14 protein-coding genes and 1 pseudogene are annotated in these 17,740 nt (G+C 57.9%); 10 read left to right on the top strand and 5 right to left on the bottom strand.

The genetic code is table 11. The features are described 5' to 3' along the window. The first annotated feature begins 74 nt into the window (after window positions 1-74). The 6 genes and pseudogenes from lgt to V6582_RS16445 all read left to right on the top strand — a co-directional run bounded on the left by lgt (window position 75) and on the right by V6582_RS16445 (window position 5,982). Complete coding sequence (gene lgt / locus V6582_RS16470; protein WP_156630955.1) at window positions 75-938, top strand: prolipoprotein diacylglyceryl transferase; 864 nt, start codon at window positions 75-77, stop codon at window positions 936-938. A 17-nt stretch (window positions 939-955) separates the two neighbouring features. Then, a complete protein-coding gene (locus tag V6582_RS16465) occupies window positions 956-2,068 on the top strand; it encodes a class I SAM-dependent methyltransferase (RefSeq protein ID WP_156631003.1) in 1,113 nt (370 codons plus the stop codon). A 264-nt stretch (window positions 2,069-2,332) separates the two neighbouring features. Continuing rightward, window positions 2,333-3,163: a peptidoglycan editing factor PgeF gene (gene pgeF, locus V6582_RS16460; protein ID WP_156630954.1), complete on the top strand. Its 831-nt coding sequence runs from the start codon at window positions 2,333-2,335 to the stop codon at window positions 3,161-3,163. Next, window positions 3,160-4,315 (top strand): annotated as a pseudogene (locus V6582_RS16455) (M24 family metallopeptidase). The gene pgeF and the pseudogene V6582_RS16455 overlap by 4 nt, the downstream one beginning before the upstream one ends. A 140-nt stretch (window positions 4,316-4,455) precedes the next feature. Then, the gene (locus V6582_RS16450) at window positions 4,456-5,385 is read left to right on the top strand and encodes a hypothetical protein (RefSeq protein ID WP_197434310.1); all 930 of its coding nucleotides are present in this window, start codon (window positions 4,456-4,458) and stop codon (window positions 5,383-5,385) included. A gap of 177 nt (window positions 5,386-5,562) precedes the next feature. Continuing rightward, window positions 5,563-5,982, top strand: a complete 420-nt coding sequence (locus tag V6582_RS16445; protein WP_156630952.1) for an Imm50 family immunity protein — start codon at window positions 5,563-5,565, stop codon at window positions 5,980-5,982. A 76-nt stretch (window positions 5,983-6,058) separates the two neighbouring features. On the opposite strand, the gene V6582_RS16440 is transcribed toward V6582_RS16445, so the two are convergent. Beyond that, window positions 6,059-6,424 carry a hypothetical protein gene (locus tag V6582_RS16440; protein ID WP_197434309.1) on the bottom strand — a complete coding sequence of 122 codons (366 nt, stop codon included), beginning with the start codon at window positions 6,422-6,424 and terminating at the stop codon, window positions 6,059-6,061. Between the two features lie 742 nt (window positions 6,425-7,166). Here V6582_RS16440 and V6582_RS16435 point away from each other — a divergent pair. Both V6582_RS16435 and V6582_RS16430 read left to right on the top strand, forming a co-directional pair. After that, the gene (locus V6582_RS16435; RefSeq protein ID WP_015916696.1) at window positions 7,167-8,099 is read left to right on the top strand and encodes a ribose-phosphate pyrophosphokinase; all 933 of its coding nucleotides are present in this window, start codon (window positions 7,167-7,169) and stop codon (window positions 8,097-8,099) included. Window positions 8,100-8,519: 420 nt separating this feature from the next. Beyond that, window positions 8,520-9,410, top strand: coding sequence for a hypothetical protein (locus tag V6582_RS16430; protein WP_156630951.1), 891 nt, complete (start codon window positions 8,520-8,522; stop codon window positions 9,408-9,410). 59 nt (window positions 9,411-9,469) lie between these two features. On the opposite strand, the gene V6582_RS16425 is transcribed toward V6582_RS16430, so the two are convergent. The 4 genes from V6582_RS16425 to V6582_RS16410 all read right to left on the bottom strand — a co-directional run bounded on the left by V6582_RS16425 (window position 9,470) and on the right by V6582_RS16410 (window position 13,984). Beyond that, a complete protein-coding gene (locus tag V6582_RS16425) occupies window positions 9,470-9,844 on the bottom strand; it encodes a DUF779 domain-containing protein (protein ID WP_156630950.1) in 375 nt (124 codons plus the stop codon). A 413-nt stretch (window positions 9,845-10,257) separates the two neighbouring features. Then, the gene (adh, locus tag V6582_RS16420) at window positions 10,258-11,772 is read right to left on the bottom strand and encodes an aldehyde dehydrogenase (RefSeq protein ID WP_156630949.1); all 1,515 of its coding nucleotides are present in this window, start codon (window positions 11,770-11,772) and stop codon (window positions 10,258-10,260) included. Between the two features lie 186 nt (window positions 11,773-11,958). Next, window positions 11,959-12,915 carry a helix-turn-helix domain-containing protein gene (locus tag V6582_RS16415; RefSeq protein WP_156630948.1) on the bottom strand — a complete coding sequence of 319 codons (957 nt, stop codon included), beginning with the start codon at window positions 12,913-12,915 and terminating at the stop codon, window positions 11,959-11,961. Between the two features lie 184 nt (window positions 12,916-13,099). Beyond that, window positions 13,100-13,984 carry an AraC family transcriptional regulator gene (locus V6582_RS16410; RefSeq protein WP_156630947.1) on the bottom strand — a complete coding sequence of 295 codons (885 nt, stop codon included), beginning with the start codon at window positions 13,982-13,984 and terminating at the stop codon, window positions 13,100-13,102. 314 nt (window positions 13,985-14,298) lie between these two features. Here V6582_RS16410 and V6582_RS16405 point away from each other — a divergent pair, with 314 nt between their 5' ends. Together V6582_RS16405 and V6582_RS16400 are read left to right on the top strand one after the other, a co-directional pair. Then, window positions 14,299-14,898, top strand: a complete 600-nt coding sequence (locus tag V6582_RS16405) for a 50S ribosomal protein L25/general stress protein Ctc (protein ID WP_156612785.1) — start codon at window positions 14,299-14,301, stop codon at window positions 14,896-14,898. A 405-nt stretch (window positions 14,899-15,303) separates the two neighbouring features. Then, window positions 15,304-17,706: a putative bifunctional diguanylate cyclase/phosphodiesterase gene (locus V6582_RS16400; protein WP_156630946.1), complete on the top strand. Its 2,403-nt coding sequence runs from the start codon at window positions 15,304-15,306 to the stop codon at window positions 17,704-17,706. Window positions 17,707-17,740 lie beyond the last annotated feature (34 nt).

The following is a 17,740-nucleotide window of genomic DNA, read 5'->3' as shown; positions in this document are numbered from 1 at the left end:
CGGGTGGGCAGATTCACCTTGACCAGCGCAAGCCTGCCCGCCATTTTTCGGAGTAATCGAATGAAAGCATATCCTTGAACACAGTAGCCAGCCTTTTCGCCATTCTGCCCTATCCGCAGATCGACCCGATTGCGCTCAGCATCGGCCCCGTTGCCATTCGCTGGTATGGGCTGGCCTATGTTACGGGCATTCTACTTGGCTGGTGGCTGGCGCGCCGGATGATCGCCAATCTGTCGCTCTGGCCAGGCAACACCACACCAATCACCGAAAAGCACCTGGATGACTTTCTGGTCTGGGCGGCCATCGGCATCGTGCTGGGCGGGCGGATTGGCTATATCCTGTTCTATGATCTGCAACCGGTGCTGGACAACCCGGTGGTGGCGCTGGAAATCTGGCGCGGCGGCATGTCCTTTCATGGCGGCCTGACCGGCGCGACGCTGGCAATGATTGTCTTTGCCCGGCGCAACGGCCTGCCCGTGTGGATGCTGTTCGACCTCGTCGCCTGTGTTGCCCCCATCGGTCTTTTCTTCGGCCGGATCGCCAATTTCATCAATGGCGAATTGTGGGGCCGGATCAGCGATGTAGCCTGGGCCATGCAGTTCCCGACCGGCGGCCCCTTCACCCGCCATCCAAGCCAGCTTTATGAAGCGGCACTCGAAGGTCTTGTGCTGTTTGCGCTGCTGCAAGTGCTCGTTCGCCGGTTCCACGCGCTGAAAACCTCAGGCGTTATCAGCGGCGTATTTATCTGCGGCTATGCGCTGGCGCGTATCTTTGTTGAATTTTTCCGGGAACCAGATGAGCAGCTCGGCTATCTGGCAGGTGGTTGGTTAACAATGGGCATGGTACTCTCGCTGCCGATGCTGGCGCTGGGGCTGTGGGCTATCTGGCGGGCAAGACGTGCTGCGCATAACCAAGAGCCGTCAGGATTAAAGGGATGAATCGGGAAACGCTGACCATGACCACCACGCTTGGTGATAAGATCAAGGCGCTCATCCGGTTGAACGGTCCGTTGAGCGTTACGGATTACTTTGCTCTCTGCCTCGCCGATCCGGAATTCGGCTATTACAAGACCCGTGAGCCGTTCGGCACTTCGGGCGATTTCATCACCGGTCCGGAAATCAGCCAGATTTTCGGTGAGATGATCGGGGTTTTCATCGTCCATGCCTGGCAGCGCCATGGCCTGCCCGCCCCCGTGCGGCTGGCCGAAGTCGGCCCCGGACGTGGCACGATGATGAGCGACATGCTGCGGGTGATCGCCCGGCTTGCGCCTGATCTCTACCGGGATTCCACCGTGCATCTGGTGGAAACCAGCGACCGACTGCGCCAGATCCAGCGCAACAGCCTGGAACCGCATATCGAAAAGATTGACTGGCATGACAGCTTTGGCGATGTGCCCGAAGGCTTCGTGCTGGTGGTGGCCAACGAGCTGTTCGACGCCATTCCCATCCGCCAGTTCGTCAAGCTCGGTCCGCATTACCGCGAACGGATGGTCAGCCTTAGCGTGGACGACGAGCTGATCTTCTCGACCGGGGTTGCGACGCTCGATCCGGCTCTTCTGCCGCCGGGCGCCAGCGCCCAGCCTGATGGCACGGTGTTTGAATTTTCACCGGCCCGCCGCGCGGTGATGACCGCCATGTGCGAGCGGCTGAAAGCCGAAGGCGGGGCAGCACTGATCATCGATTACGGCCATATCTCCACCGGTTTCGGCGATACGCTGCAAGCCTTGCGCGCCCATGATTACGATCCGCCGCTGGCCAATCCCGGCATTGCCGACCTGACCAGCCATGTCGATTTCGAGGATCTGGCCCGCACCGCCCTTGCCGCCGGGGTCACGCCCAGTGGCTGCCTGCGCCAGGGCGATTTCCTGCTCGGCCTCGGCATCAAGGAACGGGCTGGCATTCTGGGGCGCGGCAAGGACGAGGCCACCCAGCTTGAACTGGCCGAAGCCGTCAACCGGCTGGCCGGCGCTGGCGTCGGACGGATGGGCGAATTGTTCAAGGTGCTGGCCCTGTCCAGCCCCACCCTGTCGCTCGCCCCGTTCCGGCCCCTACCCCAAGCGGACATTTGACCCAGGCCGACCTTTAGCTCAGGCCGCGTTTTGACCCAGGATTGACAGATTACCGCAGTGATGGTCACATCCGGCCAAATCGCCGGATCTGACCGTGCTGCGGGCAAAAATCCTGGACATAATTCCGATTGATTCGGATTAGAGCATCGGACCGAAAAGTGGAAACCGGTTTTCGGATAAATCCGATGCGCAAACAAAAACTGTTGATATCGTGCAGATTCCAATTTTCTGCACGATGCTCGAAGACATGCGAAAGGGACACCGATGCCGTCCTCGACACACGATGTGGCCCACCTTCAGCCCGAAACCAGACCATCCCCCTTGCAGAGCGCCCTTCTGGCTCCCTGCGAGTCGGCCGGGATAGTCCACGGCTTTTTCACCCGGCATGGCGGCGTTTCCACCGGCATTTACGCGGGGCTGAATATCGGGCTCGGCTCAAATGACGATCCGGCGCATGTGCATGAAAACCGCGCCCGCGTGGCTGGCTGGTTTGGCCGGGAAGAGGCCGATCTTGTCACGGTTCATCAGGTCCATTCGCCCAATGTGGTGACGGTGACAGAGCCTTTCGGGTCGCAAAGGCCACAGGTGGATGCCATGGTCACCGACCGGCCCGGCCTTATCCTGGGGGCGCTTGCCGCCGATTGCGGACCGATCCTGTTTGCCGACCCGGTCAACCGCATCATCGGGGCTGCCCATGCCGGATGGAAGGGCGCGCTGACCGGCGTGCTGGAAAACACCATCGAGGCGATGATCGCGCTTGGTGCTGCCCGTGCCAGCATCGTCGCCACGCTTGGCCCGTCGATCAGCGCCAAGGCCTATGAGGTCGGCCCGGAATTCGTCGAGCGGTTTCTGGCCCATGATCCCGCCTATCGGCAATTCTTCACGCCTTCGACCAAACCCGGCCATTCAATGTTCGATCTGCCGGGACTGACAGTGAAGCGGCTGAAGGATGCCGGAATTGCCGCCGACATGCTTGGCCTCTGCACCTATGGCGATCCGGAGCGGTTCTTCTCCTATCGCCGCACCACCCACGCGGGCGAGCCGGACTACGGCCGCCAGATCTCCGCCATCATGCTTCAGGGGCCTCGCGCATGACTTTGCATTTTTCAAACGCCGAATACGCCGCCCGGCTGGAACGCCTGACCGACAGGATGCGCGAACAGAAGCTGGATGCCATGCTGCTGTTTGCCCAGGAAAGCATGTATTGGCTGACCGGCTATGACACCTTCGGCTACTGCTTCTTCCAGACGCTGGTGGTGAAGGCCGATGGCTCGATGACGCTTCTGACCCGCTCGGCGGATCTGCGTCAGGCCCGCCAGACCTCGACCATAGACAATATCCTGATCTGGGTTGACCGTACCAATGCCGATCCGACCAGCGACCTGAAGGATCTGCTCAACGATCTGGACTTGCTCGGCTGCCGGCTGGGCATCGAATACGACACCCATGGCATGACCGGACGGGTCGCCCGGCTGCTGGACAATCAATTGCTGAGCTTCGGTGAATTGATCGATGCCTCGATGCTGGTCAGCGATTTGCGGCTGATCAAGAGCGCGGAAGAGATTGCCTATGTGGAAAAGGCCGCCAGTCTGGCCGATGACGCGCTGGATGCAGCCTTGCCGCTGATTTCAGCCGGGGGCGACGAAGCCGCCATTCTCGCTGCCATGCAAGGCGCGGTCTTTGCCGGTGGCGGCGATTATCCGGCCAATGAATTCATTATCGGCTCCGGTCAGGATGCACTGCTATGCCGCTACAAGGCGGGCCGCCGCACGCTGTCGGCCAATGACCAAGCTGACGCTGGAATGGGCGGGCGTCTCGGCCCATTACCATGCGGCGATGATGCGCACCGTGCTGGTCGGCGAACCCTCGCCCCGCCACCGTGAACTTTACGCTGCCTGCCGTGAAGCGATCCAGGAAATCGAAACCGTTCTGCGGCCCGGCCATACCTTCGGCGATGTATTCGAGACCCATGCCAGGGTGCTGGACGAGCGCGGCCTGACCCGCCACCGGCTGAATGCCTGCGGCTATTCGCTGGGCGCCCGCTTCTCCCCGTCGTGGATGGAGCACCAGATGTTCCACATCGGCAATCCCCAGCAAATCCTGCCTGACATGTCGCTATTCATCCACATGATCATCATGGATTCCGAACGCGAGACTGCGATGACGCTCGGCCATACTTATCTCACCACCGAAGGCGCACCCCGTGCGCTGTCGCGCCATCCGCTTGACCTGATCATCAAGGCGTAAACATCTTCGATGCCCTGACATCAAAGACGCATTTTCGTCGATAAAAGGCGACATGTACGTCGCGTTTGAAGCAAAATTTAACGTTTTAGGAAGATAATCGCGGGATTCTCATACGAACGCAGCCGTTAAGGAGGCAGCCAATGAGACGTCCCGCTTCCAGCATCGGCTCCGCGCTCGTTCTGGCCCTTGGTGGTCTGGCCAGCGCTGGCCTGGCCAGTGCCGGTCTGGCCGGTTGCAGCGTCTCCGACACGCTGACACCACCGCTCGATGTCGGCACCAGCGGCTCGATCAGCAAGCCGCTGACCGGGGAAGACATGCAGACGGCCATGCGCCAGAATGAGGATGTTCCCCGCCGCCCACACCGCCAGCGTGAGCAAGTACCGGAACAGGCCTATTCCCCCTATCCGCAACAGCAGGCCCAGCCACAAAATTCGCTGGAAGCCCAGGCTCAAGCTCTCCAAAACGGCTATAATCCGGTTGCCTCCGAACCACTGGACGGCCAACCCCGCCGCCAGCAAAGCTGGCAGCAGCCCGAGCGACAACAGAACCGGATGCATGAGCAGGCCGAGGCCGGATCATCGGTCAGCCAACCGGAGCCTGAAGAACAGGCCGCTCTCGCGCCGCAAACCGATGACGAAGCCGCCGCTCCTGCCTCGCCCGCACCCTCGCAGCAAGCCTCGCTTGCTCCGGCTGGCGATGCCGGACCAGACTCGATCCGCTTCCTGCCAATCATCGGCGCGCCGGTCGAGGCGGTCACGCCGCTCTCGCGCCAATTGGGGGCAGAGGCCCGCGCCAAAGGCCTGATGATGCGCAGTTCAAGCGGCGAACAGGCCCGCCATATCCTCAAAGGCTATTTCTCCGCCTATGGCGAGGGCGGCAAGATCACCGTCGTCTATGTCTGGGACGTTCTCGACGCCAGCGGCAACCGCCTGCACCGCATCCAGGGCCAGCAGACCGTGCCAGGCAAAGCCCAAGACCCCTGGGCCGCCGTCCCCGCCTCCGTCATGCAGATCATCGCCAACAAGACTCTTGAGGAATATGTTGACTGGCGTGCGAGAAATACAGGGTAGCAGAGTGCTGATTGGGGGGAAGTTGCTGTAGACTGAGATAGTCGGTCTTCACCTGTTGTTGCATTCCAACCACGACCAATAGTGGCCCTTTATTGACACCGGCCTGAAGTTTGAGGACGCTTTTCAATATCTTCAGGCTGCAACGGCAAGGTGGATTACCAAAAACATGGAAAACGAATGATCTACGCTGATGTACCGGGGGGAAGAGAACTATTGGCATGGTTTGGGGAGATGCCGAAATTTCATGACGCAGAGGTTCTTAGTCTGTCTCTTAGCAGAACCGGAGCCAGTGAACTGAAAATACATAGCTGGGCAGCCGAGAGCGGGGGTGAGCAAAACGGGTATAAGCACGCTATCGTGACTTTCAGCCTTGAAGGCATCATGGACCTCCAGCTGAATGGTTTTAGCGATCAAAATGTCATCGCGGGCCTTATCGTGCAACGTGCAACCGACCGAGGCCGATCTAACTATTACGCGATGGAGGAGGATATCAAAGACATCGAGATTGAACTCTTACCTTGCTACGGGTTGGATGGCTTCATTCGAGCCAAAAAACTGGCGATATCGATTGTTCCCGGACAACCAGATGGCGCTTGAGACTGCGATAAGGAACGAGACCATACCTCCGCTTATAGCCCTAAGCGGCCCACTTTGCGTTTTGGCCCTTTTGCGATCATCGGCTATAATTAACGACGTGGTTGCCAGCGATTGGACTGCTCGTCCAGGGGCCAAGGCTGTAACCTGCCTCGATGTCATTAAGCTGCATCTGAACCATGTCCTCCGGCCCAATTTGCAACGACTGATATCGTTCGATAACACCGAATTGCGACCATGGTGATCGATTGAAGCCATCTTCGAAATGGTTGTAATAGATTACAATTTCGCCAACCAATGCCACGACCCAGCAAGGGCCGTAGCCCTTTAGCTCCCATTCTTCCGGCATTCGCTTGATAACGTCCCACAGCTTACGCTGCTTGAAAGACATACGGCTCCAGCCATCATTGATATGGTCCCAAAGCATCTCCTCCGGGAAATTCATGCTTGTCCTCCTTAGCAACGCAGTCAATTGATTAACGTGTTTCTTAGAGAGGAACATCGCAACGTCCACAATTGATGTGAAATCGACTTCGCTCTACTCGTCTCCGCAATCTAAGACCATCACCGTTGGGTCATTAATACCATTATAGATGAAACATTCAGGAGATGGCCAAACCGGAATGCGGCTGATCCGAATATCTCCACCATTGAAGATGATCGTGTACCACTCTCTGGAACGAATTACCTGTTTAACGACAAGCGGGGTATCTCGAATGGATATGTTGACTTTGACTTCTGTCCAAGCAGTGATCCGCCCGTATTTAAACACAATGACGGTGTCGGGGCCATCTGGTAGGCGCTGAATCTGTTGTAGTTCCTAGTCCATTAACACTTCGGCAATTACGTCCATCTACTATTCCTTTCGCCATCCATAAATTAGCTCGAATGAATACCTTTTAGTAAAGGGCCAATCTTTGGCGCAGAATTGCCATGCACATCAAATCCGATCTTTAGCGCACTGAATACCGACACATATGAACCTTCACGTGCGGGAAAATCACTTCGTTTACGAATTTCCGTGAGAACTGTCGCAAACCACTTGCATTCAGGGGCAAGGGCGCTAAAAAGCCCGCATTGCAGCGCCGCGCATGAAACAAGTGTGCTGGGGTCGGTTGTAACAGTTTTAATCCGAGGCGGGATGCCCAGACGGGGTCGCGTAGCGGGATGCAAACAGGCGGGCACAAATGAAGGTCTTCGCAGGTAATTCGAACCGGCAACTTGCTGAAGCGGTCTGTAAATATCTCAATGTTCCCCTTGGAAAAGCCAGTGTTCGCCGCTTTGCGGACCAGGAAATCTTCGTGGAAATTCAGGAAAACGTGCGTGGCGAGGATATCTTCATCGTCCAGTCGACGTCGTTTCCGACCAATGACCACCTGATGGAACTGCTGATCATGATCGACGCCTTCCGCCGTTCTTCGGCGCGGCGGATCACAGCCGTCATTCCCTATTTCGGCTATGCCCGCCAGGACCGTCGCGCCTCTGGCCGCACACCGATCTCGGCGAAGCTGGTTGCCAACCTGATCACCGAGGCGGGCGCCGACCGTGTTCTGACGCTTGATCTGCATGCCGGCCAGATCCAGGGCTTTTTCGATATCCCGACCGATAACCTTTTTGCAGCACCCGTCCTCGCCCGTGACGTCAAGGAACACTACGACCTTGCCAATCTCATGGTCGTTTCACCTGACGTCGGCGGTGTGGTGCGTGCGCGTGCACTTGCCAAGCGTCTGGACTGTCTTCTGGCCATCGTCGACAAGCGTCGCGATCGTCCAGGCGAATCCGAAGTGATGAACATCATCGGCGATGTCGAAGGCAAGGATTGTATTCTGATCGACGATATCGTCGATAGCGGCGGCACGCTCTGCAACGCGGCTGAAGCGATGCTGAACATGGGCGCAGCCAGCGTTACCGCCTATATTACCCATGGGGTGCTTTCGGGCGGCGCCGTTACCCGCGTCACCTCCTCAAAGCTGCGCGAATTGGTGATCACAGATTCCATCCAGCCGACCGTCGCCGTCCAATCGGCCCATAATATCCGGGTGTTGAGCACCGCCACCCTGCTTGGCGAAGCCATCAACCGCACCAGCGCCGAAGCCTCGGTTTCCAGCCTGTTCGATTAATCGTCGCGGCACGCTTGCGTAAATCCCTGAACCGAAATCGGTTTCAGGGATTACCTGGCAGATTAACGTGTTACAGCGCCTTTTGCTGCCGTTTGTCTTTTCGGGGAGACGGACCGCGCTTTTCGCATTCCGATGCAAAACGGAAATACCCTATTCGTCGCACATGCTTTTCCGGCTGGCATGACGTCAGCACCGATCCGGTGTAAAAATCTCGAAAAATCCATAGAGCATTTCCAGGAAAACTGGACACCGATTTTCTGTCCGGAAATGCGTACAAACAAGAACGAGAGCGTTGCTGCGATTCCACGAAGAGCAGAAACGATCTGGTCAAAACAGAATGGTTGCAGATGGCTAATCCATTGATGAATGGTTGAGCTTCGGATACCCTTCTATTTGCATTGAAAAACTGGCCCGGAAACCATGACCTGCACGCAAGCTCAAGACGATATTCCAGCGCAGCCAACGAAACACCAGGCCATGCCTTTCACAGCCAGCGCCATGCTATCCCATCCTCGGATTCATCCGATCATCCGCGTGCAGGCGGAAGCCTTCTTGAAACGGTTTGAGGAGCGCCCTCAGATCGCAAGGGTTTTTGCCAGTCACCAGCGCTGGCTTCTCGGACAGATTGCCCTGATGCAATATTTCGAGGCGGGCCAGATCCTGCCCGCCCGCTATTTCGACTTTATCGAAGCCAATGGCGTGGCCAGCCGCAATACGGCGGACGCATTTCTGAAGGAAATGGAAGCCTACGGCATCGCCCGCGAAACAACCACCACCGACCGCCGCAGCAGGCCGCTGGTGCCGACCGAGGCCAGCCTTGGCAGTGCGGCGGGCTGGATGGAGATCCATCTGCGAAGCCTGGACGGGTTCGATGACGGCGCACGGCTGCAAAACTTCGAGGCCAATGGCCGGGACATGAGCAAGCTGCATCCGCTTGTCGCCTCCGCCTTCATGCAGACCCCCGAGCTACGCGAGCAACCGAAGATTTTCGATCCCTTCGTCTGGCTGAACAACGGCAATATCATCATTGACTGGCTGATCGCCAAAAGCCAGGATACCGACGCCGATGCAGAGCAGATTTTGATCGGCACGGTATCGATCCAGACCATGGCCGAGACATTTCATCTGTCGCGCTCGCATCTCACCCGCAAGCTGCTCGACGCCTCCGATGCCGGAACCATCGGCTGGAAAGGACGGCGCGGACGCTCGGAACTCTGGGTTTCCAACCTCTTTCGGCGGGAATATGCAAGGGCGCAAGCCATCAAGCTTGAAATCATCGACGCTGCCTGCGCCAAATGCGGCCTGCTATAGGACGAAATTTCAACGCTTCGGCGCAAGTGTTAGCGGGGCTAATCGTTAGCGGCCAATCGTTAGCGGGTAGGCAAGGCGCAGACCTCACCCCCGAACAGCTTTGAGCGGGTCAGAAAGCGCTTTTCGCGGCCATTATCCAGCGAAAACATGCCCCCTCGCCCCGGCACGACATCAATGATCAACTGGGTATGTTTCCAGACTTCGTATTGGCTCTTATGGATATAGAAGGGCACGCCATCAATCTCGCCCAGCTTCACATCGGTATCCCCGACGATATAATCATCGACAGGATAACACATCGGCGATGACCCATCACAACAGCCCCCGGACTGATGAAACAGGATCTGCGGATGATCCCTACGGATCTCACCGATCAAATCGATTGCCGCCGCTGTCGCGACGACCCTTGGTTCACCATCCAAACTCGTGTCCATCGCTACCTCGTTTCAAACAGAAAGAAGTCCGTCTCGGCTTCGCCCCCCTCATCCGGCTGCCGCCACCTTCTCCCCGCTGGGGAGAAGAATGCAAGAGCCGCAAGCCCATACGAACTTCCAAAGGCTCCGATCTCGACGGCTAAACCCGTCGAGATTCGCGGCTGGAGGTGGCGAAAATGGTTATGTTCGAGAATCGGAGCGGAGCGTACGTGAGCACCGAAAGCGCAGAACATGACCATTTGCAGCCCCTCCAGACGTGAATATCGGCGGGTTCAAATCCGATTGGAAATTCGCCCCACTGTGGCGAAAATGGCTTCCGACGAGAACCGGAGCGGAGCGTACATAGAGTACGTGAGCACCGGAAGCGCAGGCGGAAGACATTTGCAGCCCAGCGGGGCGGATTTACAACGGGTTTAGAAGAAGCCGAGGGCTTTGGGGCTATAACTTACCAGCATGTTCTTGGTCTGCTGATAATGATCCAGCATCATCTTGTGGGTTTCGCGACCAATGCCCGATTGCTTGTAGCCGCCGAAGGCCGCGTGGGCCGGATAGGCGTGGTAGCAATTGGTCCAGACTCGCCCGGCCTGGATATTGCGGCCAAAGCGGTAGCAGGTATTGGCATCGCGGCTCCAGACGCCGGCACCCAGGCCATAGAGGGTGTCATTAGCGATTTCCAGTGCCTCGGCCTCGTCCTTGAAGGTGGTGACGGAGACGACCGGGCCGAAGATTTCCTCCTGGAACACCCGCATCTTGTTATGACCCTTGAACACGGTCGGCTTGACGTAATAGCCACCAGCGAGATCGCCGGACAGGGTATTGCGATGGCCGCCGGTCAGGATTTCGGCGCCTTCCTGGCGACCGATATCCATATAGGACAGGATTTTTTCAAGCTGCTCGCTGGAGGCCTGCGCCCCGATCATCGTGCCCATATCCAGCGGATCACCCTGAACGATGGCCTCGACGCGCTTGATGGCTTTTTCCATGAAGCGGTCATAGATCTTTTCATGCACCAGCGCCCGGCTTGGGCAGGTGCAGACTTCGCCCTGGTTGAGGGCAAACATCGCAAAGCCTTCCAGGGCCTTGTCGAGATAATCATCATCTTCGCGCAGCACATCCTCGAAGAAGATATTCGGCGATTTTCCGCCCAGTTCCAGCGTCACCGGAATGAGGTTCTGGCTGGCATATTGCATGATCAACCGGCCCGTCGAGGTTTCGCCGGTAAAGGCGATCTTGGCGATGCGCGGGCTGGAGGCCAGCGGCTTGCCGGCTTCCAGACCAAAGCCGTTGACGATATTGAGCACGCCGGGCGGCAGGATGTCGCCGATCAATTCGGCCCAGACGAGAATCGATGCCGGTGTCTGCTCGGCGGGCTTCAGCACGACGCAATTGCCAGCGGCAAGGGCGGGTGCCAGCTTCCAGGCGGCCATCAGGATCGGAAAATTCCAAGGAATGATCTGGCCGACGACGCCAAGCGGCTCGTGGAAATGATAGGCGACCGTATCGTGGTCGATTTCGCCAATCGAGCCTTCCTGAGCGCGCACGCAGGCGGCAAAATAGCGGAAATGATCGACGGCCAGCGGAATATCGGCAGCCATGGTTTCACGTAGCGGCTTGCCATTGTCCCAGGTTTCGGCCCGGGCCAGAAGCTCCAGATTGCTTTCCATCCGGTCGGCAATGCGGTTGAGCATATTGGCGCGCTCGGCAACGGGGGTCTTGCCCCATTTGTCCTTGGCGGCATGGGCAGCGTCCAGCGCCAGATTGATGTCGCGCTCGTCGGAGCGGGCGATATCGCACAGCTTGCCACCGGTGACAGGGGTGGTGTTTTCAAAATACCGGCCGCCCACCGGCTCACGCCAGTCGCCACCGATGAAATTGCCGTATTTCAGCTTGAACGGGGTGCTCGCCGTGGTTTGAACCTGAATGTTCATCTCTCATCCTCCCTGATGAAGGGTCCTGTGGTGACGTTTGCCGTTAGGGGAAAACCGGTCCTCCACTTTTCCCTGACAAACTCCAGAACCGTAGGTGGAAGATGCGCCGGGCCGGGGCCGGATACCAGCCTCGCCACACAATGCCGCAGCGCACAGTGTCTCATCCCTGCGACACTGTTGCGTGTATTAGTGAATATTAAAACGTTTCATCTTGCGATGCAGGGTCGCCCGGCTGATGCCCAGCAATTGCGCCGCCTGGGAGACATTGCCTTTGGTGCGCGACAGGACCCGGCGCAGCGCCGCCCGTTCGGCTTCATGCAGATCGTCACCCTCTTCCCCGCGCTTTTCTTTCAAGGCATCGGCGGCAGGCAGACCGGCGGCGATGGCCTGATCGTCGATCTGCAATGCTACTCGAGCCGCCCGCGTTGCGCCCAGAACCAGGTCGTCACCGTCCACGGCCAACAATGCGGTGGGATTGGCAACCGTGGGAATCATGACGATCCGCGCGCCCGCAAAGGCCATGCGAAACAGGTTGACCTCGACGCGGAGTGCGGCATCGCGCACCGCCTGGGCAAGAATGGTCATCGACAGATCCGTCACATCATGGCGGCAGGTGGAAATGTCGAGCGCGGCGGCAATCTGGCCGCGATGGTCGCGGATTGGCGCCGTGGTGCAGCTCAGCGCGATATTGGCGGAGAGAAAATGCTGGTCGCGGTGGATGATGACCGGGCGCTCGTCAGCCAGCGCCGTGCCGATGCCATTGGTGCCGACACTGGCCTCGCTCCATTCCGTCTGTTGCCAGAGACCAAGCCTGTGGAAATCCCGGTCGTCGCCAGCCGCGCTACGCCGCTCAAGCACCACACCATGACTATCGGCCAGCACCAGGCAGCAGCCAGAACGCCCGACGGTCGAAAACAACCGGTCCAGTTCTTCGGCGCTGGCGGCGATCAGGTGGTCCATGCGTTGGCGCGCTTCGCGGAAGGCCGTTTCGTCCAAAATCCGCGGGGTGCCTGCCTGTTCAGGGTCCAGCCCATGGACATCGAGGCAACGCCGCCAGGAAGCGGCAATCGGTGAACTGGCCGCCTTCGATCCCTGCAACGCTGTCGAATAGACCGTATCGGCATGTTTGTAACCGACGCTCATATGCTCCTCCCAAAGCAAATTCACATCCCTTCGTACATCATGAACCTTTGCGTGCGACAAGGCAATCGTCGCCAAGCGGCGGGATTGCAGGACGAAGGTCGCAGAACCCGGCATTGGCGCGGGCAAAAACCGGCTCCCGGATTACCCCGCCGATGCCGGTCCTCACCGTAAACCCAACCGCATCTCAGGCCGACTTGTCGGCAAGTGGCAAATAGATATTGGTCTCATGGGCATGCGCGGGCGTATCATGATCAAGATTGAGATACTCGAAATAAACCGGGAAATCGCGTAGGTCCTCGCCGCTGAGCGGCAACCAGGAGCGATACAGATAATAGACGCCCCGGTCGATGTGATCGCGCGATCCCAGGTAATGCGCCACCGCGCAGCGCCCGCCGGGGATGGTCTTTGTGACGATCCCTTGTCGGTTATCAGGCACGTCTGTCACCACAGTCCCGCAAATATCAAAGCGAAACTGGTCCGGTGGCGTGAGTTCGGGACCGTGATAGGCAATGCCGAACGTCTTGTTCGTTGCAATCGGCGAAAGGCCGGTTTCCCTGCGCCAGCCGATGAATTGCTGCACCGAGGCCGGCAAAAGCCCCGGCGCGCCCTTATGTTCGAGCGCGGCCACAAGCATCGTTGGCTGGGTAACAATCTGAACGTCCATATCGCTTACTCCTTCACGGTGACGGTTTTGGAATTGGTAGCAGAGGCTCCATGCCCCCCATTCCGGGGCCTTGCGGAAATCGCTCGGGGTCTGGCCGAACACGGTCTTGAAGGCGCGCGCAAAGGCTTCCGGGCTGTCGAAGCCGGCATCGAGCGCGACATCGATGACGCGGGCGTCCAGATTGAAGACCAACCGCTGCGAGGCCCGCCGCAACTTCATCAACTGCACGTAACGACCGACCGGCACGCCGATGTAGTTGGAAAACTGCCGGTGGAAATGAAATTTGGAGAAGTTAGCGACCGCGCTCAGTTCCTCAACCGATATCGGCTCATCCAGGTGGTGGTCGATATAATCGAGAACGCGATTGAAGCGGCGGGCGTAGGAATGGGTTTTGTGTTCGGTCATCATGGACTCCGTTGAGTGCCAATCTGGCCAAAAGCGCTGGTCCTGTCCTGACGTATCTTGCTAACCTGCAATGAAAAAGGCCGGACGAAAAGGTCAGCCTGCCCTCGGTCGCATCCGTCGCGTTCAAGCGGAAAAAGCCGGTGCTCGCTTGCATTTCCGGCCCTTTCATACTATAGCGCCCGCGTCCGCCTAGACACCCTTGGAGGCAAGGTGGATGAAGCCGTGCGGTTTTACCGGCACCGTTTCCAGTTTCAATCCGGAATTTCAAAGACAAAACCGGCTGAAACTCTCCAGTAACATCGAAAGGAACTGCCATGAGCCACGCATCTTACGAGCTCAAGGCCGAAACGCGCGAACGGGTTGGTAAGGGGTCCTCCCGTGAACTTCGCCGCAACGGTCTCATTCCCGCTGTCATCTATGGTGACAAGCAGGCTCCCATTGCCATCACCCTGAACACCAATGAAGTCACCAAGCGTATTCACGCTGGCGGTTTCATGACCACGGTGGCGACCATTGAAGTCAACGGCGAAAAGATCCGCGTCCTGCCCAAGGACTACCAGCTGGATCCGGTCCGCGACTTCACCATGCATATCGACTTCCTGCGCGTTTCCGCAAACAGCCAGGTCACGGTTGCCGTGCCTGTCCGTTTCGTCAATGAAGAGAAGTCCGCCATCAAGACCGGCGCTGTCCTCAACATCGTACGCCACGACGTCGAGTTGCAGGTTCCGGCCAACAACATTCCGGAAGCCATCACCTTCGATCTGGAAGGCCTGAAGATCGGCGACAGCGTGCATATCTCTGCCGTCAAGCTGCCTTCTGGTGTGACCCCTGTCATCACCGACCGCGACTTCACCATCGCAACTCTCGTTGCTCCTGATGTTGACGCTGCCGACGAAGAAGCGACCGAAGAATAATCGATCCATTCAGTTGGAGCGATCGATAAACCCGCCCTTACAGGGCGGGTTTTTTTATGCCGTCAGATATCCGGTTCATGATAAAACTTTACGGCAAAAGCTATGACACAGGTCCGCCCCCTGGCCCGCCCCGTCAAATAGTGACATTTGCGCCCATAGCGGGTAGCATTGCACCAAAGTCGCAAATAACTTTGCGTAAAGTTGCAATTCTTCTTTGCGACTTCAGTCATCGTTAACGTATCGCATGGAATCCTGCCCTCAAATAAGAGAAGAACCAGGGGCCGTGGGGTTGTATTGTTTCATCCCTATTCATTTTCCAGCACCGCTCAGCAAATACGATGGAAAAATGTTTAATATCACATCTATTGGTTGCTATTTGAGTTTGCACACTGTCGGATGCGTTCCATGACCCGGTCCGTGGAACAGCGCTTCCTTGCGCTGGTGGCCGGAACGGTGTTCGTCTGCGTGGTGCCGCTGTTTCTGCTGTTTCTCTGGCTGTCGTCGCAGCGGGCCGAAACCGACCAGCAAAACAGCATTGCCATGCTGCTGGCGGCCAATGCCCAGGCACTCGCCAAGCCGCTTTGGGATTTCGATGCCGAAAGCGTAAGCCAGATCAGTGCAGCGCTGATTTCCGGTGGCGAGGTCATCAGGGTCGAGGTTTCCGACCTGACCGGCAATATCCGCATCAACATGCCGCAACCATTTGTGCCGGAAAAGACATTTGCCACCCTGGCGCAAACCATCATCTACCAGCATCAGGACGGACCGAAAACCGTCGGCACCATTACGCTTTCCTTTCAAAAGCATGGCCTGTTTGCCAGCATTCGCCGGACCGAAGGCGTGTTTATCGCCATTTTCATTCTTGCCATGCTGGTGGTGATCCTGGCGGCTATCGTCGGAAACCGGATGATGGTGATGAGACCGCTGACACAGCTGACCGCCGCCATCGAAGCGACGCGCAGGCTTGGTTCCCGCCGTTCGGTCGACTGGCATTCCAATGATGAAATGGGACGGTTGGCGCAGAGCTTCAACGCCATGCAATCCAAGCTCCAGCAGGAAGAAATCGAGCTGAAACAGGCTCACCGTCTGGTAACCGACATCTATCACGCCACGCCCGCCATGCTGTTTTCCGTCGATGCCGATGACCGGATTACCGGCATCAGCGATTACTGGGCATCGGTGACGGGCTATCACCGCGAAGATGTCATCGGCCTCACTTTTGAAAGTCTGATCACAATCGAGGCCCGACAAGCCTATCGGCAAGTCAAGCAGGATGGCGAAACCGGCCTGAAACAGCAATATACCACCAAATTCGTCTGCGCCGACGGACGGATCATGGATGTGCTGGTCGTCGAATCCGGCAATGCCACACCGATGACGCAGTCCAACCTTTCGCTGAGCGTCATGACTGACATCACCGCCCTCAAGCAATCGGAGGCACGCAACCGGCGCCAGGCACTGACCGATCACCTGACCGGGCTTCTCAACCGCCAGGGCTTCGAGAACGAACTGGATGCGCAGATCGAGGCAACGGACCGCCAGGGCGGTTCGCTTGCCTGCCTGTTCGTCGATCTCGACCGGTTCAAATGGATCAATGACAATCTCGGACATCATGCCGGTGACACGACCCTGAAAATTCTGGTGGACATGATCGTCTATCTCCTGCCGGAAAACTCGGTGGCTGCCCGGATCGGCGGCGATGAATTCGCCATCCTGCTGCGTGCCGACGATTGCGAAACAGCCGCCCGCGCCGTGGCCAACGATATTTGCGGGATTTTCGAAACCCCCTTCATCGTCAAGGGCACCGCTACGAGGCTGAGCGCCAGCATCGGCATCGCGCTGTATCCGCAACACGCCGAGACAGCGACGGAATTGCTGCAAAAGGCCGACATGGCCATGTATAATCGCAAGCGCGACGGAAAGAACGGCTTCCAGATCTTCGACGACAGCATCGGCAATACCACGCGCCGGCGCGCCGAAATCGAGCGGATGATTGAGCAGGCATTGAGCAATGACTGGCTCGATGCCTTCTTGCAGCCCATCATCGACCTGCAAAGCGGCAAGACGGTCGGCTATGAGGCCCTGATGCGCCTGCGCCACCCCGTTCATGGCATCATGGCGCCAACCGAAATCATCAGTCTGGCCGAAGAAACCGGCACCATTCACGATATCGGCAAGCAGGTGTTCGACAAGGCTCTCGATCACTTCACCCGGCTTTCCGCCCTCAGTGGCGACACCACCTCCTATCTGGCGCTGAATGTCTCACCAACGCAGATCGATGCCAGCCTGCTGGTCTGGCTGGGCAGCGCCGTGCATCTTTTCAACATCGACCCGTCGCGGATCATCATCGAGATCACCGAGGCGACGCTGCTGCATGACAGTCCGCATATCCAGACCGTCCTCCAGAAGATCGGCGATTTTGGCTGCCGCATCGCGCTGGATGATTTCGGCACCGGCTATTCCTCACTCAGCTATCTCAGCCGCTTCCCGGTCAATATCATCAAGATCGACCAGTCCTTCATCCGCTCCATGACCGGTGATACCCCGGATCTGCGCGAGCGCAGCCGCATGTTGATCGAAGGCATTGCTGCCATTTCGCACAAGATGAAATGCACCGTGGTGGCCGAGGGCATCGAGACCAAGGAACAATGGCGAGCGCTACAGGCGATCGGTGTGGATTACGGCCAGGGTTATCTGTTTGACCGGCCATTGTCCTTCGAAGACCTGCAAGCCCGTTTCGGGGCCAATGGCACGACGCCGCCGAAAGCCACGCCCATTGCCAGGATTGGGCAGCGGACCACGGGGTAGAATGAGAAAAAATACCGTAATTTCAGCAGGACAA

Source organism: Agrobacterium vitis, from assembly GCF_037039395.1.
Classification (GTDB): Bacteria; Pseudomonadota; Alphaproteobacteria; order Rhizobiales; family Rhizobiaceae; genus Allorhizobium; species Allorhizobium vitis_E.
This window is presented reverse-complemented; position numbering and strand designations above follow the sequence as displayed.